Origin of the sequence: Rhizobium sp. BK379 (assembly GCF_014193955.1) — a bacterium.
GTDB lineage: Bacteria > Pseudomonadota > Alphaproteobacteria > Rhizobiales > Rhizobiaceae > Rhizobium.
In genome coordinates this window covers 104,752-128,551 of the sequence record NZ_JACIAD010000003.1, presented here as the reverse complement: position 1 = coordinate 128,551, position 23,800 = coordinate 104,752, and the positions used below count along the sequence as shown (strand labels likewise).

Genomic DNA, 23,800 nt, shown 5'->3' with positions numbered 1-23,800 from the left:
CCATGTCCGGCGGGCCGACCTATGACTATATCGTCATCGGCAGCGGAGCGGGCGGCGCCGTCGTCGCCGCGCGGCTCGCCGAAGAGGGGCGGACCGTACTCGTCATCGAGGCCGGTGGCGATCCGCTCGCCAAAGTGGACGACAGTTCCGACATGCCCCTTGCCGATGCCTCCCGCGTGCCGGCCTTTCACGCCTTTGCCTCGGAACATCCCGGCATGGCCGAGAACCATTGGGTGCGCCATTACGAAAACCAGGAGATGCAGGAGCGCGACTGGCGTTACTGCAAAGAAAAGGACGGCGTGCTCTATCCGCGTGTGCGCGGGCTCGGCGGCTGCACTGCCCATCATGCGATGATCATCGTGAGGCCCAATCATTGCGACTGGAACCACATCTTTGCGATCACCGGCGACGAGAGCTGGAAGGCCTCGCACATGCAGGGTTATTTCGAGCGCATCGAACGCTGCCGCTACCGCTTCTTCCTGTGGCGATGGCTCGCCGCCGCAACGGGCCTCAATCCGACCGGCCACGGATGGTGGGGGTGGATGACGACGGAGCGGGCGCTGCCGCTCAGGGTCCTGCGAGACTGGCCGCTGTGGCGGGCACTGCTGCGCAGCGTCGGCGCAGCCGCCGATGCTTTCGGCAAGAGGGGCTCCGACTGGGAGACGACCGAGATCGACCCGAACGACAGCCGCAACTGGAATGTCGGCGCCTGCGGCGTGCGCGTCACGCCACTTTCGACGCGCCGCCACACCAGGCACGGGCCCCGCGAGCGGCTACTCGACGTGCTGAAGCGGCACCCGGACCGCCTGGCGCTTCGTTTGAATACCACGGTCACGCGCATTGAATTTGACGGCAAGCGGGCGGTGGCGGTCCGCTGCGTCGACGGTGAGGGACGTGAGCAGGTCATCCGGGCCGGCCGAGAGATCATCCTCTCAGGCGGCGCCTTCGCCTCGCCGCAGCTTCTGATGCTCTCCGGCATCGGCGATCCCGCGCATCTGCGCAAGCACAAGATCCGTGTCGTCGAAGCGCTTCCAGGCGTCGGGCGGAACCTGCAGGACCGCTATGAGGTCGGAGTCGTCAGCCGGATGAACGAACCCTGGTCGGCGCTCAAGGGCGTGACCTATACGACGCGCGACGCTCATTACAGGCGATGGCGCAGGTTCCGCATCGGCAATTATACGAGCAACGGCGTCATGTTTTCCCTGACGCTCAAATCGCGCGACACGCTGACGGAACCCGACCTGCATTGTTTCTCGCTGCTGGCCGATTTCCGCGGTTATTATCCCGATTATTCCGCGCGCATCCGCAAGCCGGATTACATGACCTGGGCGATCCTCAAGGCCTATACCGAAAATCAGGGCGGAACGGTCCGGCTGAGAAGCGCCGATCCCGCTGTCCTGCCTGCCGTCGTCTTCCATTCCTTCTCCGAGGGGACCGGCAATTACGACCTCGACCTCGACGCCGTTGTCCATGCCATTCGCTTCGTGAGGAAGGTCAACGATGCCATGGATGATCTCATCGCTTGCGAAGAGGAGCCCGGCCGGCAAAACGAGAGCGACGAGGCGCTTCGGAATTACGTCGCCGAAAATGCCTGGGGCCACCATGCCTGCGGCACCTGCGCCATCGGTCCTCGAGAAGATGGCGGCGTGCTCGACAGCCGTTTCCGGGTGCACGGTATCGAAGGCCTGCGCGTCGTCGATGCTTCGGTCTTCCCTCGAATTCCCGGATACTTCCTCGCCACGGCGGTCTACATGATCGCCGAGAAGGCGGCTGACGTCATTCTTGCCGATAGCTGACGGAGCACGGCCATGAACGAACACCGGCCCCATTGGAAAGCGGCATCTGGTATGCTCTCCTGGTGACCGGCTTTGCCGGATGGATCGCCATTTCCCCGGTATCCTGTTCGACCCGCTGATGGAAATCCTGCAGGGTCTCGTCATTGTCGTTGCGATGCTTCATTCGGCAAATACAAATGGTGGGGAAGGATCATTGAGTGCATCAAGCGGGCCTTCCAAGGCGGTGCGGGGAGGAACCAGCTCCGGCTCGATCATGATCGTCAAAGGCTTCGGCTCTTCGAGAAGGTCAAAACCCCGCTCCAGCATTTTCGAGATATTCGGCCTGATCATGTAAACGGGAAAGGGCAGGAATGAAGCGAACGGATCGTAGTCGAAGCATCCGACGACGATGTCTCCGAACGCCTCTCCGTCGTGGCGCCCCATGAACCGCAGTAGCCCTTCAAAATTGATGGACGAGTTGATGAAGAAGCATCTGGGCAGCCTCCCGTGCTTGTCAAAAAAACGGTCGAACGCAAGTGCCGTCGCGCCAGGCGAGTAGCCTGTAATCTCGATATCCCCTTTTGTGACCGCTCCAAATACGGATTGCTTGACGGCATGAAAGCCCGCGATACGTTCGCGACTGGCGTGGTCGTTGCGGCCGCCGAACAGGTAGACATCGCCGGCGTGCAGTGGTCCCAATGTTTCGGCATGGCGAATGATCGCCGACGTCAGCGCTTCAGCGCCCTGACGGTTATCCGCGATCACGGATGACGCAAACTTGCCTGGCAGATCGATGTTGACGTGAGGCAGCCCTGCACGCATGCAGATCTCGTGGACGCCATCCGGATCTGTTGCTCCGGCGATAAACAGCGAGTCGATCGCATAGGCGATGAGGGACTCCACCGTACGGCGCTCTTCCTGGGGGTCGCGGCGGCCTGAGACAACCATAGGCACAAGGCCCCGCTTTCGCGCTTCGCTCTCGAACGTCTGCGCCATGGACGAGAAGAACCTGTTGTCGTAGACGGGCAAAAGCAACCCGACCAGGCCCGAACGGGAACTGCGCAGCGCGCGGGCCTGAAGGTTCGCCTTGTAGTCATGCTCTCTGGCCAGTGACAGTATCTTTGCGGCGGTCTCCTCGGAGATGCGCCGCTTGCGCCATGTGCCGTTTAGCACCGAGGCCACTGTCGACGGGGATGCTCCTGACACGACGGACAAATCATAAATAGTTGCTTTTTTTCGTTCTTTTTCCGACATCCGCAAACCTTCCAGTGGCTCTTTCTCTCTAGATCAGCAGTCCTCTTGACGAAAGTCTTTTCCGTGGTAGGGTAATTGCACCATCGATGGTGCATAAATGCAAGACCGATTGTGCATGGAGATGGGGCTTTGAGGAAAGCGACAGGGAGGAGTTCCGCAATGCGGGGCTAACGTTGAGCGCGAGAGCATGGGGCTTTCGCGAACGGTGCTTCCTTGCCGGCTCAGTGGAGGAGGGAATACCCAATGAAAAAGCTATTTGCGATCACGCTCGGCTTGTCCTTGCTCGCGTCAACGGCCTTTGCTGGTCCGAAGATTGGTGTCGTGGTGAAGATCGGCGGCATCCCGTGGTTTAATGCCATGGAGGCGGGCATCAAGGAGCAGAGTGCCAAGCTCGGCGTTGAAGGCTTCATGGTTGGTCCGACCAGTGCCGACCCTGCGCTGCAGGTCCGCGCCATCGAAGACCTGATTGCTCAGAAGGTCGATTACATCGGCGTCGTGCCGAATGATGCTAAGGTTCTCGAACCTGTTCTCAAGAAGGCCCAGGAGGCCGGTATCAAGGTCATTACCCATGAATCGCCCAAGCAGGTCGGCGCCGATTGGGATTTCGAACTGGCTTCCGCAAAGGGTTTCGGCGAGGCGCATGGCAAGCTGCTCGCTGAGAAGATGGGCGGCAAGGGATCGTATGCCGTATTTGTCGGCTCGCTCACCGTGCCCCTGCACAATGCCTGGGCCGATGCAGCAATCGCCTATATCAAAGCGAACTACCCGGACATGAAGCTTGTCGGTGACCGCTACGGGGTGGCTGAAGACGTCGACAAGAGCCGCTCGACCGCGCTCGACCTGATGGCGGCCAACGCTGATCTGACGGGGTTCCTCGCCTTCGGTTCGCAGGGGCCAATCGGTGCGGGTCGTGCTGTCGAAGAGCGCCGCAAGGACGGCAAGGTGTTCGTGATCGGTCCATTTTCTCCCGGGCAGGGGGCAAAGCTCATCAAGTCCGGCGCGCTGACTGGTGGCTTCATGTGGAACCCCAAGCAGGCCGGTGAAGTCTTCGTGACGCTTGCCGATCGTATCTCCAAGGGTGAGACGCCGAAGGCCGGCGACGACATCGAAGGCCTTGGAAAGATCAACCCCGAGGGCAACACCATCGTTGTCGACCAGCTGCTGGCGATCAACAAGGACAGCATCGACAAGCTTGTCGGCATGGGCCTCTAATCCTCCCTGGACCCAAGCCCGGGGTCGCGGACAATTCCCGCGACCCCCCAGTTTACGAATATCGGGAAACCTGAACCAGCCGCCATCCAGCGGCTGAACAGGAGGATACTCCATGAGCGACGAACCGCTGCTTTCACTCAAGAACATCAAGGTGACCTTCGGCGGCGTGCGCGCGCTGAAGGGCGTGTCGTTTGAAGTCAACCCGGGGGAGGTGCATTGCCTGGCGGGGGAGAACGGCTGCGGCAAGAGCACGCTGATCAAGGTTATCACGGGGGTCTACAAGCCACAGGAGGGGGCCGAGTTCTTCTTCGACGGCAAGGCGATCTCGGCCATGACACCCACGTTGGCGCAATCGCTCGGCATCCAGGTGATCTGGCAGGACCTGGCACTGTTCGGGGAAATGACCGTCGCCGAGAACATCGGGTTTCAGTATGCCGTCAACGGCAAATATGGTCTCGTCGACAAACGCGCCATCGAGGAAGCAGCCAGGAAAGCGCTCAGCCGTCTCGGCGTCAGCATCGATATCCATCTTCCATTGAAGGAGCTGCCGATCGCCCAACGCCAGATCGTTGCGATCGCACGCGCTCTGGTCGGCGAGGCGCGTCTTGTCTTCATGGACGAGCCGACCGCTTCGCTGACGCAATCCGAGACCGATTACCTGATTGATATCGTGCGCAACCTGTCGGCGTCCGGAGTGGCCGTGGTCTTCGTCTCGCACCGTCTCGCGGAGGTGCTCGAAATCTCGGACCGCATGACCGTGCTTCGTGACGGAGCGCTCGTTGGCGTCTTCCCTGTCGAGGGCATGACTCAATCACGGGTGACCGAGCTGATGACTGGCAGAAACTTCGACAGTTCCGTCGTCGCCGCCGATCACGACGACGCACAGGTCGTGCTTTCCGTCCGCGGGCTGACGCGCGCAACGGAGTTCGAAGATATATCGTTCGACCTTCGCCGAGGTGAGACGCTCGGTATTACCGGCCTCCTCGGCGCCGGCCGCACCGAACTGGCGCTTACACTCTTCGGGATGCACCGTCCGCAGGCGGGGGAAATCGCCATCGAGGGCAAGACCGTCAAGTTCGGCTCCAATCGCGACGCAATTCGCGCCGGCGTTGGCTACCTCTCCGAAGACCGTTTGTCTCTCGGCCTCAACCAGCCGCAGTCGATAGCCGACAACCTGGTCATGGCATCGCTCGATAAGCTTCTGTCCGGGGGGATGATCTCGCCCGCGAAGAAGGCGAGTGTGGTCAGCCACTGGATTTCGGCGCTCGGTGTCAAGATCGGTACGCCTGAGGACCCCATCCGGACGTTATCGGGCGGCAACCAGCAACGCGTCTCGATTGCCAAATGGCTCGCGATCGGTCCGAAAATCCTGATTCTCGACGCCCCGACCGTGGGCGTAGACGTCGGTGCGCGCGCAGGCATCTTCGAGATCGTGCGCAAGCTTGCTGCTCAGGGCCTTGCGATCATTCTGATCTCCGACGAGCCGCCGGAAGTCTACTTCAATGCGGATCGCATCATTCACATGGTCGAAGGCAGGATCCGCGCAACCTACGACCCGCGACATTTATCGCTCACCGAACTGGAGTCTGCCGTCTATGCGTAGGCTGATCCTTGGACACACAACGGAATTCACGCTTCTGGCGGTCATGGTCGTGCTTTGCGTCGGGCTGTCTTTGGCCACCGATCGGTTTTTTACGATCTCGAACGCGTTCGATGTGCTGAACGTCTCGGCCGTCAACATCATCTTTGCGGTTGGCCTTCTCGTCGTCCTAATTTCGGGCGGGATCGACATTTCCTTCGCTGTGGCCGCCTCGGTGGTCCAATACATTACCGCGCTGGCCCTTGGCGCATTGGGCGGCGGCAACTGGGCGGAAGGCTTCATCATCGCCGGCGCCATCGGCATTGGCCTGGGCCTGATCAACGCGGCCCTGGTTTACCGGCTGCATATCATCTCGATCGTCGCAACCATCTCGACCTTCAACATCTTCTTCGGGCTGCTGATGTTCTTCACCAAGGGCGTGTCGATCTATGACCTGCCGGAATGGCTGACGACGCGTGTGGTATTTTTCGAACGCGAGATGGCTGACGGCTCCTGGATCGAGTTGACACTGCCTGTCGTCGTCATGGTCCTTTGCTGCCTCGCGACCTGGTTCATGATTTCCCGCACCACCATCGGCCGGCAGCTCTACGCATTTGGTGACAATCCGGAAGGGGCACGCCGCTTCGGGATCAATATCGCGGCGATGCACTACATTTCGTTTGGCTGGATGGGTCTCATGGCCGGGATCGCCGGATTGATGCAGGCCCACTATGCCGAGGAAGTGGTTCCGAACGCCCTCTATGGCCGGGAACTGGATGTCCTGGCGGCTACGGTTCTCGGCGGTGCGAGGCTCGGAGGTGGCAAGGGCTCGGTCATCGGCTGCGTCCTCGGCGTCTTGATGGTCTCGATCACCCAAAACGGTCTCAACCTCATGGGCGTGTCGCCCTTTGCATTCAAGATGATCGTCGGCGCGATCATCCTCATCGCCATCACGCTCTCGTCCGCACGGATCGACAAGCTTTTCCCGTTTCTCGCCACGGATAGCACCAAGAGGAAGGGCACACACCAATGAGGGCCATGGCTCAAAAGTTCAACGCCACCTTCGGCGCCGATATGACCGGACCGGCTATCGCATTCGTGGCGGTGATCGTCATCTTCGGTCTGGCCGCAAACAATTTCATCTCCGCGGCAACATTCGGTTCGGTTGCCTTCCAGCTTCCTGAACTCGGGCTTCTCACGCTCGCCATGCTGCTTCCCCTCCTGACCGGCGGGATCAACCTCTCCATCACCTTCACGGCAAATCTTTCCGGATTGGCAGCAGCCTCGGTGATGCAGATGTACGGCGGGGCCGACGCGTCTCCAGGCGCGTTCCTGCTCGGTGTCCTTGCTGCACTCGCCACCGGTGGCGCTGCCGGGCTGATGACCGGTGCTGCGATCGCCTACACACGGGCGCATCCAATTCTCGTCACGCTATCCATGATGATCTTCCTGCGTGGCCTCGGCGAGTTTCTGACCCGCGGCGGCGATGTGTCCGGATTCCCTTCCTTCATCGCTCCGATCGGGCATGGTTCGATCCTGGGATTGCCGATCCCGCTTTTGATCTTCATCGCCTGCGTTGGCCTGTGGCAGCTCCTGCTGACGCGCTTCAAACTCGGCTTCGGGCTGTTGATGGTCGGTTCAAATATCGAGGCGGCACGCTACTCCGGCCTGAATACGCGCCGCATCCTGGTTCTGGTCTACACGCTTTCGGGCCTCATGTGCGCGGTCGCCGGCGTTATCATGCTCGCCCGTTTCAACTCGGTCCGCGTCGGCCACGGTGAATCCTATCTGTTGATCACGGTGCTTGCGGCGTTTCTCGGCGGCATCAATCCGTTCGGCGGGTTTGGCCGTGTGTTGCCGGTGTTCGTGGCGCTTATCGTGCTCCAGCTTCTGTCTTCCGGCCTCAATCTCATGGGCGCAAACCAGCATCTCGCGACAGCGCTCTGGGGCGTGCTGATGATCGTCGTTATGGCGGCAAGAACCATCGTTTCAACCTACATCGCATCGCGCAGAAAGAAGGGGTGACCGTGCAAGGGTTCGGTATTCACGCAAGCATGTGGACAATGAAGTGGGACCGCGCAGGCGCAGAGCGAGCCATCGCCGGCGCAGCCAGGTACAATATGGAATTCATTGAAATTCCGCTCGCAGACGCCGCATCGGTAGATGCTGGGCATACACGCGAGCTCCTGGAAAAGCATGGCCTGCGTGCGGCATGTTCGCTCGTGCTACCGCAGGCCGCCTGGGCATCCGTCCGGCCCGAGGCCGCAGTTGAGCATCTGAAGGTGGCGATCGACAAGGCGGCCCTGATGGGAGCCGAGGCGCTTACGGGCGTCACTTACGGCGGCACCAACGAACGCACCGGCGTTCCGCCGACACAGGCAGAATATGACAATGTTGCCCATGCGCTCGGTGCTGCAGCCAAGCAGGCCAAGGCCCAAGGTATCCAATTCGGTGTGGAAGCGGTGAACCGATACGAGAGCCATTTGATCAACTCGGCAGAACAGGCCGTGGCCTTGGTCGAACGCATCGGGATGGACAACGTCTTTGTCCACCTCGACACATTCCACATGAACATCGAGGAAAAGGGGGCAGCCAACGGCATTCTCGTTGCGCGCGAGCATCTCAAGTACATGCATTTGTCCGAGAGCGACCGCGGAACGCCCGGAGCAGGAAACGTCCCTTGGGATTCGATTTTCGCAGCTCTGTCTGCGATCGGCTTCAAGGGGGCGCTGACCTTGGAGAGCTTCGTCAGTATGCCGCCGGAGATGGCCGGCGACATATCGACGTGGCGCCCGGTCGCGCGTGACGAGGACGAAGTCATGGGCAACGGCCTCTCGTTCCTACGCAACAAGGCCGCCCAATATCAACTGGCATGACTTCGAATGGTTGGCGTTTCCGGATGGTGTTAGCCGCCGAAAATGCGGAGAGGCAATGGGAGGAACTCATTGAGCAAAATTGACGAAAACGCGCGGAAGATAGCGAAGATCGCGGTTCAGCGCTTTGCGGAAAACGGCGGTCGGAGAGTTCTGATAGCGATTGCAGGTGCGCCGGGTTCAGGCAAATCGACGCTCGCAGAGCGCGCCGTCGAAGCGATCAACAACGACCACCGTCTGGAAGCTGCTCTGTTCCCGATGGACGGATATCACTACGACGATGCCGTCTTGGAGCAGATGGGCCGCCGCCCCTACAAGGGAGCAATCGATACGTTCGATGCGCATGGTTTGCGCCACATGCTCAAGCGCCTGAAGGCCAACGAGGATGACGTTGTTGCCGTTCCGGTATTCGACCGCTCGATCGAGATTGCTCGCGCCGGCGGCAGTCTCATTCCTCAGTCTACAAAGATCATCGTCTGCGAGGGTAACTACCTGCTTGCGCGACAGGCTCCCTGGGACAAGCTGAAAGAGATTTTCGACTTCACGGTGTTTGTCGACGTGGACGAGGATCATCTGCGGCAGAGACTTCAAAACCGCTGGCGCAACTACGGCCTGGACGCTGCGGAAATTCGCCGGAAGGTCGAAGAGAACGATCTTCCTAACGGCCTTGCAATCGTGGCCGGAAGCGCCGAGCCCGATCTCCACATCGAGAACAACTGATCCGTCCAGGCCGACCGGAGGTCGCCGCGACAGTCCACTGTCAACCCCGCCAAGGACGATCGGCGGGATCTGCAACTGAAACTTGGAGACTCCTATGAAACACGGGATTTATTATTCTTACTGGGAACATGAGTGGAGCGCCAAGTTCGGCCCCTATGTCGAAAAGGTCGCGAAACTTGGCTTCGACGTCATCGAGGTCGCCGCACATCACATCAATGACTACAGTGATGCCGAACTTGCGGAAATCAGACAGACTGCCAGGGATAACAACATCATCCTGACGGCCGGGATTGGCCCGTCGAAGGCCAAGAATCTGTCGTCACCGGACATTGCGGTGCGCCAGGCGGGAAAGGCATTCTTCGAGCAGACGCTCACAAATGTCGCAAAGCTCGATATCAAGACAATTGGTGGCGCGCTCCATTCCTATTGGCCGGTGGACTACTCCAAGCCAGTCGACAAGGAGGGCGATCGGGCGCGTGGGGTCGAGGGCATTCATGGCATTGCGGACTTCGCCGGAAACCTCGGTATCAATCTCTGCATCGAAGTGCTCAACCGCTTCGAGAACCACGTTCTCAACACTGCTGCGGAGGGCGTGGCATTCGTCAAGGATGTCGGGAAGCCGAATGTCAAAGTGATGCTCGATACTTTCCATATGAACATCGAGGAAGACAGTTTCGGAGAAGCGATCCGTACCGCTGGCCCGCTGCTCGGACATTTCCATACCGGCGAAAGCAATCGCCGCGTCCCCGGTAAAGGCAGAATGCCTTGGCACGAGATCGGTCTTGCACTTCGCGATATCAATTACGCGGGCGTCGTTGTCATGGAGCCGTTCGTAAAGACCGGCGGAACGATCGGGTCAGACATCAGGGTTTGGCGCGATCTGAGCGATGGCGCGGACGAAGCAAAAATGGACGAGGATGCGCGGAGCGCTCTTGCATTTTCTCGATTTGTGCTCGGCGGTTGACCTTTCCGAAGCCCTCATCTGACGTGCATCACGATCTCTAGACCTCAACGAGATGCAGGGAGCCGGATCGCCGAAACCCTGCAGTCGTGATAGGTGCCGTGGCGACCTGTTTCCTCAAGGTTTGCGACGGCAATTGACCTGATGGGGCTTCTAGTCGCGGCAAATAGACCGAGATAAGTGAGCCCCATTTCGTTTCCATGGTCGCGACCGCCACAGGGGTATCGCGCCCTGCAGTTCTCAATGCGCGCTGCCTCGCCGGCCGGTCTTGCGCCTGCGTTGACTTCGGCGCTGCTTTTTGGAATTGACATATTCGTTTTGGGTAATGCCTGAGAAGCCTTCCAGGCAAAGACGTGCAGCGCTGTTCCGAAATGCCGCGAGGGAAGAAGATTGCGAAGCCGACGGACCGATGGTCGCCCCACGATTGCGGATGTTGCGCGCCTGGCCGGGGTTGGCGCGATCACGGTGTCGCGGGCGCTGCGCGATCCGAGCCAGGTTTCCGCCGCCCTTCGCGCCAATATCGACAAGGCGGTGAAGGAACTGAACTATGTTCCCAATCTCAGCGCCCGGGCGCTTGCATCCGTCAGGGCCGATGTCATCGGTGTGCTGGTCCCCTCGCTCACCCAGAACATCTTCTCCGACGTTTTACGCGGTGTGTACGACGGCGTGGAAGGCACGGAACTGCAGATCCAGATGGGCAACACCCGCTACCAGCCGGAAGAGGAAGAGCGGCTGATCGCCCAGATGTTGCGGCAGAAGCCGGCGGGCATGATCGTCTCGGGTACCGAACAGAACGATCGTTCCCGCGAGATGCTGGAAAATGCGCGGTGCCCGGTCATCCAGATCATGGACCTGACGGACAAGCCGATCGATACGATCATCGGCTTTTCCCATTATGAGGCGGGGCGGGCGATCACCCGTCACCTGATCGAGGCGGGCTATCGGCATATCGGTTTTCTGAGCGGCTGGCTGAATGGCCGTTCCTTCGGCCGTTATTCCGGTCTGAAGGACACGCTGACGGAAGCCGGCATCTATAACCCGAGCTATATTTCGCCGATCGACAGGAGCGACCATATCCCTGAAGGCGTGGGCTGGGAAACGCCGCGTTTTGCAACCCCTTCGACAGGCCGCAAGCTGATGGCCAATCTTCTGGACGCCAATCCAGATATGGACGCCGTCTTCTGCAACAATGACGTCATGGCGCTTGGCGCGCTGTTCGAATGTATGGAGCGCGGTATCCGCGTGCCCGAGGATTTCGGTATCGCCGGCTTCAACGATTTCGACATCATGGCCGCAGCCTATCCTTCGATCACCAGCGTGCGCAGCCCCCGCTGGGAATCCGGCTATAACGCCGTCATGGCGCTCCGTCGCCGCTTGAACGGAGACGACGGTGGAGACCGGATTATCGACCTGGGCTTCAAAATCCAGAGACGCGTCAGCACCGACCGCAGCGGTGAACTGCGGCGTGGGCTGACTGGCCACTGACGCCTGGAGTACCGCGTTTCGCCTTCGGCATATGTCGCTATTTGAATAAGAGCTTTTCCGAAACGCCCATAAATCTGCGGCCGAACAAACTTGACGCTTATGTCTGGTAGCGCTACCGTCCCCTTGCGCTGCTCGTCGACCCAGAAGACGCTCCACAAGAAAAACACAGGAAATCAAGCGTCAGACGGGATGCAGCGCCTCGATAAGGGAGGATCTGAGCATGGCGATTACTCGACGTCGATTCATGGAAAACTCTGCGGCTGCTGTTGTCGGCGCCGGTATTGCGGCAAGCCTGGGGCCGGCCGCTTTTGCGCAAGCCACCGATACATTGAAAATTGCTTTTGCTGCCCGCGGCCTCAAGACGATCGATCCTGCAAAGTCGATCCAGGGTGTCGATAACTGGGCGATTATTCACATTTACGACAAGCTTGTTGACCTGCCGCTCTGGAAGTTTCCGGCAACGATAGACGAACTTGTACCGCGCCTTGCGACGAGCTGGAGCTCGACACCGGATTCAAAGTCCTGGACCCTGAAACTCCGCCAAGGCGTCAAATTTCACAAGGGTTATGGTGAGATGACGTCCGAGGACGTCAAGTTCACGTTCGATCGCATTCGCGATGCCGTTCGCGTGGGCGGGGTACGTCCGAAATTCACCAATATCAGCGAGGTCGTGGCTGACGATCCTTACACGGTCACCTTCAAGTTGGCGCAGCCGGATCCGCTCTTCCTGCTCGGTGCTCTCAGCGACTACGACGCCTCGGTCATGAGCAAGAAGGCAGTTGAGGAAAAGGGCGAAGAACCGATCGGCCGTGATCCGATCGGAACCGGTCCTTACGTGCTGGAGACAGTCTATCCGGATCCGTCGCAGGGCGTCATGCTGGTCGCCAATGCGGAGCACTGGGACGTCCAGCCGGCGACACCGAAGCTGCAATGCCTCTATATCGCCGATACGACGGCGCGCACGCTGGCGCTGCTGTCAGGCGACGTGCATCTGATCGAGGGCGTTCGCGCCCCCGGCTGGACGGCGTCCATGTCGCAGCGCGATCCGAACCTGATCTTCGACGTCGCCAGCCCTGGCAGTTTCTTCACCATGCAGGTCAATCTGACGAAGAAGCCGTTCGACGATGTGCGTGTGCGCCAGGCGCTCTTCTACGCGATCGACCGCGACGAAATCACCACAGCAATCGCGCCGATCAGCAAGCGTACCTATGGGCTCAATCCGCCCTCCTATCCCGGTGGCTTCTCCGCGGAGAACATTCCGGCGGACGTTGCCTACAAGTATGATCCCGAAAAGGCCAAATCCCTGCTTGCAGAAGCCGGATTCCCTGATGGTTTCAGCTTCAAGAACGATACGTCGCAGCGCGAGGACTTTTCGGCGATCATGCTGATGATCCAGGCGCAGTTGCGCAAGGTCGGCATCAACATGGAACTCAACATCAAGGACCATACCGCCTTCCATGCCGATCAGAACATCGGCACCAACACACTGTCACAGCAGTCATCTGCATTGCCGCCGGTGCCGACACAGGTGATCGTCACCTACCTGTCGAAAGGCGCCGAAGTTCGCTCGGATGGCAATGGCGGGGCAAATATGAGCCATTACGGCGTTGCCATTCCAGGGATCGACGACCTCCTGGGCAAGGCGCTTGCCGAACCGGACCTCAACAAGCGTCTGGAAATCGTCAAGGAAATCGAGATCAAAGCCCTCACGGACGCGGTCATCCTGCCCGTTTCCAACAACGGCTTCATGGTCGTTCGCTCCGAAAAAGTCGATCTCGGCTACGACGTGGTTTCCGGCTATGTGAACTGGCCGCTGACCAAGGCCAAGATCAAGGCCTGAACCTTTGAGGGCGGCGGTGGAAGAAGAGAAATGCCTCCGCCGCTCTAAGCTTTGTTGGAGCATCGGATTACCCTGAAAACCGCTTCATAAGTTTCAGTCCGGTGCTCCAGTCGCGAACACGCTCCGACATCGTCATCTCTCCCCGCTGTTGAACCGGGGTGTTGCGCCCTGCGCGCAGATATTGGTCCTTCTCCTGTGAGGTCAGACATGGCGCAAGCCAACACCATATCCATCAGCCTGCCATCCAAGCCGCTTTCGGACGGCGTCACATGGGCAATCGACGAACTGCGCAGCCGCCTGAAGCGGCGGGGTGCGAAATTCTCGGACAACGCATCGGGGCAGGACATCTCGATCATCGTGGGCGAGGTGGGATCGCCGCAGGCGCCGGCAGCGATGGCGCGTAGTGAGGAGGCTTTTGCTCTCACCCGGGACGGCAACGTGATTGCCGTCTGGGCGCATGACGACAGGGGCATGGTCTATGCTTTGACCGAACTCGCCGACCGGGTGCGCTATAATGGTGACGAAGACCTGTTCGCAGGCAAGTTTCCGCTCACCGAACAGCCGTCAGCCCGTATCCGCAGCATCGCCCGGCTTTTCTGCAGCGAGGAGGAAGACAAGGCCTGGTTCTACGACAAGCAGCAATGGCGCGACTATCTGACCATGCTGGCATCGAACCGCTTCAACCGTTTCGCCCTGACGCTTGGCATGGGCTACAACTATCCCTACCACAATCCGTGGATTACAGACGTCTACTTCTATTTCCCCTATCCGTTCCTGCTGAAGCTGCCGGGTTACGGCGTCGAGGTCACCGAGCTCTCCGATGAGGAGCGCGAATCCAATCTTGAGATGCTGAAATTCATTGGTCGTGAGGCGGCCAGGCGCGGATTGGAATTCCAGCTGGCGCTCTGGACGCAGCGCTATGATTTCGACGATGTCCCGCGAGCCAACTACACGGTTACAGGCGTGACGGATGATAATCTCGCCCCTTATTGCCGCGACGCGATCACCGAATTGCTGCGGCAGGTGCCTGAGATTACTGGTCTGACATTCCGCGTCCATGTCGAGGGCGGCATCGCCGAAGGCGAATACGGCTTCTGGAAGGAGGCGTTTGCTGGTGTTGCCGCAGCCGGTCGTCCAGTCGAGATCGACATGCATGGCAAGGGGCTCGATCACACCATGCTGCAGATCGCCCGGGAGTCCGGAATGCCCTTTGCCGCTTCGCCAAAATATCTCGCCGAGCATATGGGGCCGCCCTATCACCAGTCAGCTATCCGCAACAAGGAATACCCACCGGAAGTGGCGCGCAGCGAGCGCGAGCAGCTCAGCGAAGGGTCCCGAAAATTCCTGCGTTACAGCTATGGTGACCTTCTGACGAAGGACAAGGACTACAAGGTCATCTATCGCATCTGGGCGGGAACGCAGCGCGTGCTTCTCTGGGGCGATCCGGAATTTGCCGCCGGTTATGGCCGCAGCTCCATGTTCGCAGGCTCCGATGGCGTTGAATGGTGCGAGCCGCAGAGCTTCAAGGGCCGTATGGGCACCGGCATTCCCGGTGGCCGCTTCAATTACCAGAAGCACGGTCTGCCGACGCGCTACGACTGGCAGAAATATGAGTATCAATACCGTATCTGGGGGCGACTGCTCTACTATCCTGAAGCGCCGCGCGAAAGCTGGATGCGTTATCTCGAACATGAATGCGGCGATGCCGCCGCCGATTGCGAGAAGGGGCTCTCCTGGGCAAGCCGCGTGCTGCCGCTGATCACCCTGGCGCATGGCCCTTCGGCCTCCAACAATCACTACTGGCCGGAGGTCTATACCAACCTCCCGCTTGTCGAGGGCTCGGGCCGTCGCGCCTACGCTTTCGACATGGAAGGGCCGGTCCGTTTCGGAAATGCGCCGACCTTCGATTCAGCGCTCTTTGCCAATGCGCGCGAATATGCGGAACTGCTGCTCGCGGGAAAGCCCTCGCATCGCTACACGCCGCTTGATGTGGCCGACTGGCTGGACGAGATGGCGGAAGGCTGTGAGACGGCGCTAACGGGTGTGAAGGCGACCGAAAGCTTCGGCTCCGCCACTGTCCAGCGCATCATGATCGATGTGCAGATCTCAGCCGGCATCGCCCGTTTCTTTGCCGAGCGGTTCCGCGCGGCTTGTTGGGCCGAGCTGTTCATTGCCACCAAGGTGACGACACTGATCGAGCCGGCAATCGATCACGCCAAGCGCTCGGTCATGGCCTGGCAGGCGGCCGCTGATATTTCGCGCGATGTCTACCACGACGACCTGACTTACGGACCACAATCCTGGCTGCGAGGTTCCTGGCAGTCCCGCCTGCCGGAGATGGCGGCCGAGGTTCTCGACCTGGAGTCACTGCGCGGCGGCGGCAAGTTTGAATCGGTGCAAGCGGGCGAACAGGTGCTCGCAGCCGTGAAAGCACTCAAGGCTCGCCGACCTGTGATCGCCAGCGCGGCAGGCATCATAGCCCCCGCGACGTTCAAGGCGGGCGAAGCCCTGACGGTGCGTGTCGATGAAACCATGGACGAGGAACCGGTGCTGCACTATCGTCACGTCAATCAGGCCGAGCGCTGGAGTTCGGCGAAGATGACACGGAATGGCAATGGCTTCGACGCCACCATTCCCGGCGATTACACCGACTCCAAGTTTCACCTGCAGTTTTTCGTCAGCTCGAGGAGGGGCGGGCGAAGCGTGCTGTCACCGGGTCTTGAGGACAATCTGTCCAACGAGCCCTATTACACGGCGCTGCAGAACTGAAGTTTGCATACCATCATGGACGTCCGTTGACGGGAACGCCGGCGGCGCCAAAGGAGGAGACCGCTCCGGCGGTAACAGGGAGGAGGCGGATCTGTGACCCGGTATCTCTTGTTCAGGCTGGCGGACGCTATTCCGACCATCCTGCTGGTTTTGACGCTCGTCTTCATCGCCATGCGGATCCTGCCTGGCGATCCGGCGATTGCGGCGCTTGGCGACAATGCCACGGCCGAACAACTCCAGCTCTTTCGAGAGCGTATGGGGCTGAATGCTCCCCTGTGGCAGCAATATATCAACTTTGTCATCGGAACGCTCAGCCTGGATTTCGGCCGTTCGGTCATGACCGACCAGCCGGTGCTCGGCCTGATCGCCTATAATCTTCCCTATACGATCGAGCTGACGGTCGTCGCGATGATCATGGGTATTGTCGTTGGCGTACCCTTCGGCGTTTGGGCGGCAACGCACCGCAACGGATTGCCGGATTCGGCGATGCGCGGTTTTTCGCTGTTCGGCTACGCCATTCCCGATTTTTATCTCGGCGCGCTGCTTCTCATCACCTTCGCGCTCAATCTCGGCTGGTTCCCGATCAATGGGGGCGGCACAGGCTTCATCGACCGCATGCACCACGTGTTCCTGCCGGCGCTGACGCTGGCCCTTGTGAAGGCTGCCTTTATTGGCCGCCTGACGCGCACATCGCTGCTGGAAGTCATGGGCCGCGATTATGTGCGAACTGCTCGTGCCAAGGGCGCGCGCGAAACGCGCGTCATCTATCGCCATGGATTGCGCAACGCGCTTCTGCCGCTGACGACCGGACTTGGCCTCAGCATGCTGGCAACCCTCTCCGGCTCGGTGGCGATAGAACTCGTCTTCAATCGTCCCGGCATCGGCAAGCTTTTGATCAGCGCCATCGCCGAGCGCGACTACGGTGTCATCCAGGGGGGCGTCGTCGTCTTCGCGATGTTCGTCGTGCTGATCAACCTGGCGATGGACCTCATCTACATCGTTGTCGATCCAAGAATCCGGGTGAAATGATGGCCACATCAGAACAGGCTCCCCAGATCATCACGGACGACCACCGGCTGGCAGATGCGTTCCGCCACATTCTCTATGGGCGCATATCGACCAGCTTTGCGTTGCTTGTGGTATTGATCTTCATCTTCGTCGCCGCCTTTGCGCCTTGGCTCGCGCCTTACGACCCGCTCGCCCAGAGCATCCTGGCGATCAACCAGAAGCCGTCAGCAGCCCATTGGCTCGGAACCGATCAGTTCGGGCGCGATGTGCTGTCGCGCATGATTTATGGCTCGCGCAATTCGCTGATCTTCGGCTTCATCTCGCCGGTTCTGGCAGCGATCTTCGGCACGCTGCTCGGCGTCACAGCCGGTTATTTCGGCGGTATCACCGATCGCATCATTTCGCGCCTGATCGATCTGCTGCTCGCTTTCCCGGAATTGCTGCTCGCCATCATCATCGCCGCTGTTCTCGGCGGTGGCTTCTGGAATATCATCGCAGTCATCACCGTCGCCTTCATTCCCGGCTTTGCCCGCGTCGCCCGTGCCTCGACACTGGCCGTCAAGCAAGAACCTTACGTGGAAGCGGCAATCGCGGTCGGCGTGCGCACGCCTGTCATCATTTTCCGGCACATCATCCCGAATATCGCAGCCCCGATCGTCGTGCTGATGACGCTCTGGGTCGCGTCAGCCATCCGCCTCGAAGCCTCGCTCAGCTTCCTCGGCATCGGCACTCAGCCGCCGAATCCGAGCTGGGGCAATATCATTCGCGACGGTCTCAACAATCTCTTCGGTTCGCCTTGGCCGATCATCGGTGCCGGCATTGCGATCACGCTCGTCGTCCTCTCCTTCAACCTGATCGGTGACGCCGTGCGCGACGTGCTCGATCCGGAGACGGCGCAATGAAGCAACCCTTGCTGAGCGTCGAGCATCTGCGGGTAGAATTCGGAACGGCGACGAACCCTGTTGTCGTCGTCGACGATGTGAGCTTCGAGATCGAGGCCGGCGGAGCGGTCGGAATCGTCGGCGAGTCTGGTTCCGGCAAGTCGATCACGTCGCTATCGATCATGCGGCTTGTGCCGGAGCTCTGTCGGATTTCCGCTGGCAAGATTAGTTTCGAGGGCAACGATCTGCTGAAACTGCCGGTAAGTGCGATGCCGGATATCCGCGGTCGCGATATCGCTATGATCTTTCAGGAGCCGATGAGTTCTCTGAACCCGGTCATGACGATCGGCGATCAGATCGGCGAGGCGATCAAGCTGCATGAGAGGATGAGCCGTCAACAGCGCCGCGCCCGCATCATCGAGCTTCTGAAACTCGTCGGCATCCCCAATCCGGAAGGCCGCCTCGATGCCTATCCGCACCAGTTCTCCGGCGGCATGCGCCAGCGCGTGATGATTGCCATGGCCGTTGCCTGCAATCCGAAACTCTTGATCGCAGACGAGCCGACAACGGCACTCGACGTCACCATCCAGGCCCAGGTGCTCGACCTGATGGCGAAGGTTCGCAAGACGCTGAACACCGCCGTGCTCTTGATTTCGCACGATCTCGGCGTCATCGCCGAAGTCTGCGATCGCGTCATCGTCATGTATGCCGGACGAGTGGTCGAGGACGCGGATGTCCGCTCGATCTTCAGGAACCCGAGCCATCCCTATACGCAGGGACTGCTCAAATCGATCCCGCGGCTCGATGACGATCAGAAGCGTCTCTACCAGATCCCGGGCTCGGTGCCGACCGCGGGCTCGGTGAAGCAGGGCTGTCCCTTTTACGCCCGCTGTCCTTTGCATATCGACAAGTGCCGCAGTGAAATGCCGCCGATGTTTGCCTTCGGCCCGAAACACAAGGCCGCCTGCTGGGTCACCGCCGAAAACAAGGCATCCCTCCCATCGATCGAGGAGCATATGTGATGAATGCGATCCTGCGTGCCGAAGGGTTGAGCAAGGTCTTTTCCGACGGTGGCATGCTGTCCTTCAAGCAGGAGAGCAGTGGCGTGCGCGCTGTCGATGATTTGAGTTTCGAGATCTTGCGTGGGGAAACGCTGGCGCTGGTGGGCGAATCCGGCTGCGGCAAATCCACGCTCGGACGGTTGCTGCTGAGGCTGATCGAGCCGACGGATGGTCGCGTCTTCTTCGAGGGTACGGAATTGACGGCGTTGTCGCACGAGAAGATGCGCAGCATGCGTCGCAATGTGCAGATGATCTTTCAGGACCCCTATGGTTCACTCAGCCCGCGCCGCTCCATCGCGGAAATCATCGGAGAACCGCTGGACGCCTTCGGTCTTGTCCGCTCGAAGCGCGAACGGCGCGAAAGGGTCGCCGATCTCCTGACCCAGGTCGGTCTGCCAACGAGCGCTATGGACCGCTATCCCCGGCAGTTTTCCGGCGGTCAGCGTCAACGCATCGGTATTGCCCGGGCGATCTCCCTCAATCCCGGTTTTATCGTCGCCGACGAGCCGGTCTCGGCGCTCGATGTTTCCGTGCAGGCGCAGATCATCAACCTGATGCAGGATTTGCAGGAGACGAAGGGTTTCTCCTTCCTTTTTATCGCCCACGACCTCGCCGTCGTGCGCCATATCGCCGACCGCGTAGCGGTGATGTATCTCGGCAGGATCGTAGAGATCGGCGACAAGCGGAAGGTCTATTCGGCCCCGCAGCACCCTTATACGCAGGCACTACTGTCGGCCGCGCCAGAGCCCGATCCGGATCGCAAGGCAAACCGTATCGTGCTGCAGGGCGACGTGCCGAGCCCATCGCGCATTCCGTCCGGCTGCAGCTTCCATACGCGCTGCCCGATTGCCAAGGACATTTGCAAGGTCGAGCGGCCCGCCCTGAAAGAGGTTGCAAGCGGCCAGATGGCCGCCTGCCATTTCGCCGCTCCCAATCCAATCCCGCCGCGCGTGCGGGAAGTCGTCGCCTAGCCCTAGCGCTTCAGCCGCCGCCAGGGCGCATGGTCCGTCTTGATCGTGATCGACGCGGACGACGGCAGTAGCGGTTCGCGCTTGCGCCGTCCGAAGCGACGCTTGAAGCCGAGGATGTTCTCGATGAAGCTGCGGGCGTAGAGGCCGGGACCGCTGGAATAGATGCGCCAGCCACCATCGATATCGATCTCACCTTTCTTGACCCGATCCCAGTCGGTCATCGCCTGATAACGGTCGAGGAAAGCGGCATCGCTGCTGCTGAAATAGGTGTTGCGCTGGCGCAGCGACGCGTGCGGCAGAGCGTCGGTGACGAAGATCGGGTTGACGAGGCCGATCGTCTTCCAGAGCGCCTTCGCATCCTCGGCAATGGCGAGCGTCTCGCAGTAACGCAGATGCGCATGCACATACATGAGGCCGATCTCGCGGCCGAAGAAGGATGAGGATTCTGCGCGCCGGAACAGCGTTTCCGGGCCACCGGCATAGGTCGCCGGCTTCTCCATCAGGCGCACGCCATCCGGGAAGAGCAGGTGTTTTTCGATCAGCTTCATATGCGCCCGCCGCTGCTCCGGCGTGAAGAGCTTGCCGAGCATGGCCTGCGTCATCGAGATCAGCGAATAGTGCAGACCCGTGCGCTTGTCATCGGGATGCAGCAGCAGCTCGACGCCGTTATGGGCGGGGTCGAAGATGCCGTAACCGGCGACTACGCCATTGCGGATCAGATGCTTGTTGAAATCGCGCCGCATGGCGGTGGCGATCTTGCGCAGTTCGGTGGCGTCGGCGCCTTTGCCGATACGACGCAGGATGGCGGAATAACGTACGATCTGCTCATAGAGCAGGGACACGGTCCAGCTGCTCACCATCCAGTCGCGCAGATGCGGATCGGCCGGCTGCAGGGAATCGTTCCAGTCGCCTTCGCCATAGCGGATCAGATGGGTGCCGAAAATGAAGCGCTCACGCACCGTCGCGAGAAGCTTGTCGACATGGACAGTGATCGTATCGGCGGGTGCCCTGCCCATGGTCTTGTCATCGCGCCAGCCCACGTTTTCATCGAGGATGGCAAGGTCTCCGGTCGCTTCGATATAGTCGCAGAGCGCCTTCAACGGCCAGACGACGATATCGCCGTGGCTGTCGCCGGAGCGGATGTTGGAATAGGGCTCCAGCATGAACCATTGCGGCCAGTCGCCCTTTTCGAGGTACTGTTCGCTGAAGACGGTCTTCACCACTTCCTTGGCTTCGCGATCATGCTCATAGGCGAGCAGGAATTCCACCGGTCCCTGACAGGCATCGCGTGTGCCCCAGGCAGCACCGGTATATTGTTCCAATCCGTGCGGCACGCTCAGATGCACGATCGCATCATGCGCAAGCCAGGGAAGGATCGTCGCATGGGCCACGGCATCGCCCTTCGGCTTGTCGAACGCCAGGCCGCGAATGGCGTGCTGCCAGAAACGCGAGGCCGGTGCCAGCATCATTTCCTGAGTGACGCCGCTTGCGTAGCGAGCCGCCAGTCGCTCGGCCTCCGCCATATCGGTCATCGAGCCAACGACGGCGAAGGAGAGCGACTGTGTCTCGATGGAGCGCAGGGCAATGAAAGCGCCGTTACGAGCAACGCCGTCTTCATAGAGAAGCTCGTCGCCACCGACCGCCTCGATGGCGTCAGGCGTGGAGCTTACCAGCCAGTAGCTGGCATCGGGAAAACGCTCGCCCCAGAGCCAATGCGGGTCAGGGCGGAAGCGGATGCGCTTGGCTTCGCCGTCGAATTCGACATAGCCGCTCGCATCATATTCCCGCTCGCCGAGAACGAGATGACCGAACACGAGGAACCGGCACGGCTTGCCCTCGACGGAGACGGCCCATTGCATCGCGGGGTCTTCACCCGATGCCGCAGCCGTCACGATGATGGTGCGGTCGGCAAGGTGGTAGATCCAGCGGCAGTCACTGAGGCCCATGTCGAAGGCAGAGGGCACGCCGAGGAGCTGCCAGCCATGACCGGTATCGGCAAGAATGCGCAAACCGCTCGTCCGAGTGAGGTTGTAGGGCTCGCGCGAGACGGAAAACAGCTTGTGGAAGGATGTGTTGCCGATCGTCAGCTGTGCAGCAAAAATGCCTTGCATCCAGCAGGTCGAGGCCAGCGTCACATCGTCGAGCAGCATGTTCTGACCGCTGCGCACGATCGCGCCATGACGGCGCACCACGTGTGACTCCTTCTCTTGCAGAACCACGTGACGGTTGAGAGCGCCCTCGGACACGAAGAAGGAGAGGAGCTTTCCCTCGACGCGCTCTTCAAGCACGCGCGCCGGATAGAGACGGGCGAGCGCTTTCTCGTCCAGTGCCTCGGCGGCCAACAGCCCGGCATCCTGCAGGATGCTGCGCGGCGGTGTCTGTTCGGCCGCGCCTGATACATTCTTTCCTATGGTGCTCAGATGGTCGAGGCGGGACAGGTCGGCATTATCGGACGCCGCCTGGTGATCGTTGAGGAAAAGGCCGAAGAAACTTGCGGTGACGCCCTCGGCTGAAACGGCGAGCGGCTTCGATTGAAGGGCCGGGCAGGCCATTTCATGCTGGCGGCGCTGGCTCGGCAGATCGGTGCCGAAGGGACCGACGAGACGATCATCGTTCGCGGCAGCGGATATTGCCAACTGGATTGCATCGGTGGCGTAAGCGGAGACACCTTCCAGGCAGCCCTGCGCGAGCCAGGGATTGCGCCCGCCGCCCTGCTTCAGGTTCTGGCGATTCATCACCACAGGCCCGAAGACCGGATGCTGGGCAATATGATGGTCGACATATTGCGACGCATAGGCCTCGCTGTTCATCAGGAAACCGCGGTCGCCGAGGCCGATATCCTGAACCAGGACGAGATCGGCCGGCAGTTTTTCCGTGCCGGAATGCGTCAGCGTCACATGCCAGAACCACGTCGTCTCTGAAGGGGCAAGCACGAGGCTAACCTGGTAGCGGATATCGGCGACATTTCCGCTCCAGGAGAAGCCCGCTTCGCTAAAGCCGAACTTGCCCTGCGCCCGGGGGCCGACAATCTCGGCGGTGGCAGGCTTTTTGCCACCAATCCGCAGATAGAGCCGTCCGACGCCGCCGGACAGCGGCGATCCCTGGATCTGGTTGATCTGCACCGATCCGAGGCTGTCGCCATAGTCGATGGAAAACAGCGTGCCGTTCGGCAGGGCGGAGATGGAAAGGCCAGTGCCGTTGGCGATCGTCAGAAGGCCGAGGTCGTCGCGGCGGGGCATCTGCAATTTGCGATTCAGTCTCGTGGGCATGTGAGATCTCGTGTCGCCTAAAGGGAATCGGACAATGACGCAGAATGTTTGTGCGAAATATTACCCAATGTCACTGGTTAGATCATGGCGCCCATGATGAACTCAAATCAGAGTGAAGCAAACGATGACTTAAGAGGGAGGA

Annotated in this window: 18 protein-coding genes; 15 read left to right on the top strand and 3 right to left on the bottom strand. The window is 60.3% G+C overall.

Annotated elements, in window-relative coordinates:
- Positions 1-2 precede the first annotated feature (2 nt).
- Complete coding sequence (locus tag FHT93_RS17035) at positions 3-1,796, top strand: GMC family oxidoreductase (protein WP_183848523.1); 1,794 nt, start codon at positions 3-5, stop codon at positions 1,794-1,796.
- Here FHT93_RS17035 and FHT93_RS17030 read toward each other — a convergent pair.
- Together FHT93_RS17030 and FHT93_RS17025 are read right to left on the bottom strand one after the other, a co-directional pair.
- Positions 1,777-1,959 (bottom strand): hypothetical protein, encoded by a 183-nt coding sequence (locus FHT93_RS17030; RefSeq protein WP_112542370.1) that lies wholly within the window; start codon positions 1,957-1,959, stop codon positions 1,777-1,779. The genes FHT93_RS17035 and FHT93_RS17030 overlap by 20 nt on opposite strands.
- Entirely contained in the window at positions 1,956-3,029 is a 1,074-nt protein-coding gene (locus FHT93_RS17025; RefSeq protein WP_112542369.1) for a LacI family DNA-binding transcriptional regulator, read from the bottom strand. The genes FHT93_RS17030 and FHT93_RS17025 overlap by 4 nt, the downstream gene beginning before the upstream one ends.
- A gap of 243 nt (positions 3,030-3,272) precedes the next feature.
- Here FHT93_RS17025 and FHT93_RS17020 point away from each other — a divergent pair, with 243 nt between their 5' ends.
- From FHT93_RS17020 to FHT93_RS16955, 14 genes are all read left to right on the top strand, one after another.
- A complete protein-coding gene (locus FHT93_RS17020; RefSeq protein ID WP_112542368.1) occupies positions 3,273-4,241 on the top strand; it encodes a substrate-binding domain-containing protein in 969 nt (322 codons plus the stop codon).
- 112 nt (positions 4,242-4,353) lie between these two features.
- The gene (locus tag FHT93_RS17015; RefSeq protein ID WP_183848521.1) at positions 4,354-5,844 is read left to right on the top strand and encodes a sugar ABC transporter ATP-binding protein; all 1,491 of its coding nucleotides are present in this window, start codon (positions 4,354-4,356) and stop codon (positions 5,842-5,844) included.
- Positions 5,837-6,853, top strand: a complete 1,017-nt coding sequence (locus FHT93_RS17010; protein WP_183848519.1) for an ABC transporter permease — start codon at positions 5,837-5,839, stop codon at positions 6,851-6,853. The genes FHT93_RS17015 and FHT93_RS17010 overlap by 8 nt, the downstream gene beginning before the upstream one ends.
- Positions 6,850-7,845 carry an ABC transporter permease gene (locus tag FHT93_RS17005; RefSeq protein ID WP_183848517.1) on the top strand — a complete coding sequence of 332 codons (996 nt, stop codon included), beginning with the start codon at positions 6,850-6,852 and terminating at the stop codon, positions 7,843-7,845. Before FHT93_RS17010 ends, FHT93_RS17005 begins: the two co-directional genes overlap by 4 nt.
- Before the next feature lie 2 nt (positions 7,846-7,847).
- Positions 7,848-8,696 (top strand): sugar phosphate isomerase/epimerase, encoded by an 849-nt coding sequence (locus FHT93_RS17000; protein WP_113014828.1) that lies wholly within the window; start codon positions 7,848-7,850, stop codon positions 8,694-8,696.
- Between the two features lie 69 nt (positions 8,697-8,765).
- Positions 8,766-9,413, top strand: coding sequence for a nucleoside triphosphate hydrolase (locus FHT93_RS16995; RefSeq protein ID WP_113146079.1), 648 nt, complete (start codon positions 8,766-8,768; stop codon positions 9,411-9,413).
- Between the two features lie 94 nt (positions 9,414-9,507).
- Positions 9,508-10,377, top strand: a complete 870-nt coding sequence (locus FHT93_RS16990; RefSeq protein WP_112971597.1) for a sugar phosphate isomerase/epimerase family protein — start codon at positions 9,508-9,510, stop codon at positions 10,375-10,377.
- 387 nt (positions 10,378-10,764) lie between these two features.
- On the top strand, positions 10,765-11,859 hold the full coding sequence (locus FHT93_RS16985; RefSeq protein WP_112542362.1) for a LacI family DNA-binding transcriptional regulator: 1,095 nt from the start codon (positions 10,765-10,767) through the stop codon (positions 11,857-11,859).
- A gap of 220 nt (positions 11,860-12,079) precedes the next feature.
- Positions 12,080-13,699 carry an ABC transporter substrate-binding protein gene (locus tag FHT93_RS16980; protein ID WP_183848515.1) on the top strand — a complete coding sequence of 540 codons (1,620 nt, stop codon included), beginning with the start codon at positions 12,080-12,082 and terminating at the stop codon, positions 13,697-13,699.
- Between the two features lie 207 nt (positions 13,700-13,906).
- Positions 13,907-16,468, top strand: coding sequence for a hypothetical protein (locus tag FHT93_RS16975; RefSeq protein WP_183848514.1), 2,562 nt, complete (start codon positions 13,907-13,909; stop codon positions 16,466-16,468).
- Positions 16,469-16,561: 93 nt separating this feature from the next.
- Entirely contained in the window at positions 16,562-17,497 is a 936-nt protein-coding gene (locus FHT93_RS16970) for an ABC transporter permease (RefSeq protein ID WP_113207452.1), read from the top strand.
- A complete protein-coding gene (locus FHT93_RS16965; RefSeq protein ID WP_246781625.1) occupies positions 17,494-18,378 on the top strand; it encodes an ABC transporter permease in 885 nt (294 codons plus the stop codon). The genes FHT93_RS16970 and FHT93_RS16965 overlap by 4 nt, the downstream gene beginning before the upstream one ends.
- The gene (locus tag FHT93_RS16960; RefSeq protein WP_183848512.1) at positions 18,375-19,379 is read left to right on the top strand and encodes an ABC transporter ATP-binding protein; all 1,005 of its coding nucleotides are present in this window, start codon (positions 18,375-18,377) and stop codon (positions 19,377-19,379) included. Before FHT93_RS16965 ends, FHT93_RS16960 begins: the two co-directional genes overlap by 4 nt.
- The gene (locus FHT93_RS16955; protein WP_183848510.1) at positions 19,379-20,389 is read left to right on the top strand and encodes a dipeptide ABC transporter ATP-binding protein; all 1,011 of its coding nucleotides are present in this window, start codon (positions 19,379-19,381) and stop codon (positions 20,387-20,389) included. Before FHT93_RS16960 ends, FHT93_RS16955 begins: the two co-directional genes overlap by 1 nt.
- A gap of 2 nt (positions 20,390-20,391) precedes the next feature.
- Here the strand turns inward: FHT93_RS16955 and FHT93_RS16950 are convergent, their stop codons facing one another.
- Entirely contained in the window at positions 20,392-23,658 is a 3,267-nt protein-coding gene (locus FHT93_RS16950; RefSeq protein ID WP_183848508.1) for a cellobiose phosphorylase, read from the bottom strand.
- Between the last annotated feature and the right edge of the window lie 142 nt (positions 23,659-23,800).

Coding starts and splice junctions, on each gene's coding strand:
- FHT93_RS16950 (WP_183848508.1), bottom strand. CDS start 23,658: ATGCCCACGAGACTGAATCGCAAATTGCAGATGCCCCGCCGCGACGAC.
- FHT93_RS16965 (WP_246781625.1), top strand. CDS start 17,494: ATGATGGCCACATCAGAACAGGCTCCCCAGATCATCACGGACGACCAC.
- FHT93_RS16975 (WP_183848514.1), top strand. CDS start 13,907: ATGGCGCAAGCCAACACCATATCCATCAGCCTGCCATCCAAGCCGCTT.
- FHT93_RS17025 (WP_112542369.1), bottom strand. CDS start 3,029: ATGTCGGAAAAAGAACGAAAAAAAGCAACTATTTATGATTTGTCCGTC.
- FHT93_RS17005 (WP_183848517.1), top strand. CDS start 6,850: ATGAGGGCCATGGCTCAAAAGTTCAACGCCACCTTCGGCGCCGATATG.
- FHT93_RS17020 (WP_112542368.1), top strand. CDS start 3,273: ATGAAAAAGCTATTTGCGATCACGCTCGGCTTGTCCTTGCTCGCGTCA.
- FHT93_RS17035 (WP_183848523.1), top strand. CDS start 3: ATGTCCGGCGGGCCGACCTATGACTATATCGTCATCGGCAGCGGAGCG.
- FHT93_RS16960 (WP_183848512.1), top strand. CDS start 18,375: ATGAAGCAACCCTTGCTGAGCGTCGAGCATCTGCGGGTAGAATTCGGA.
- FHT93_RS17015 (WP_183848521.1), top strand. CDS start 4,354: ATGAGCGACGAACCGCTGCTTTCACTCAAGAACATCAAGGTGACCTTC.
- FHT93_RS16980 (WP_183848515.1), top strand. CDS start 12,080: ATGGCGATTACTCGACGTCGATTCATGGAAAACTCTGCGGCTGCTGTT.
- FHT93_RS16955 (WP_183848510.1), top strand. CDS start 19,379: ATGAATGCGATCCTGCGTGCCGAAGGGTTGAGCAAGGTCTTTTCCGAC.
- FHT93_RS17010 (WP_183848519.1), top strand. CDS start 5,837: ATGCGTAGGCTGATCCTTGGACACACAACGGAATTCACGCTTCTGGCG.
- FHT93_RS17030 (WP_112542370.1), bottom strand. CDS start 1,959: ATGAAGCATCGCAACGACAATGACGAGACCCTGCAGGATTTCCATCAG.
- FHT93_RS16990 (WP_112971597.1), top strand. CDS start 9,508: ATGAAACACGGGATTTATTATTCTTACTGGGAACATGAGTGGAGCGCC.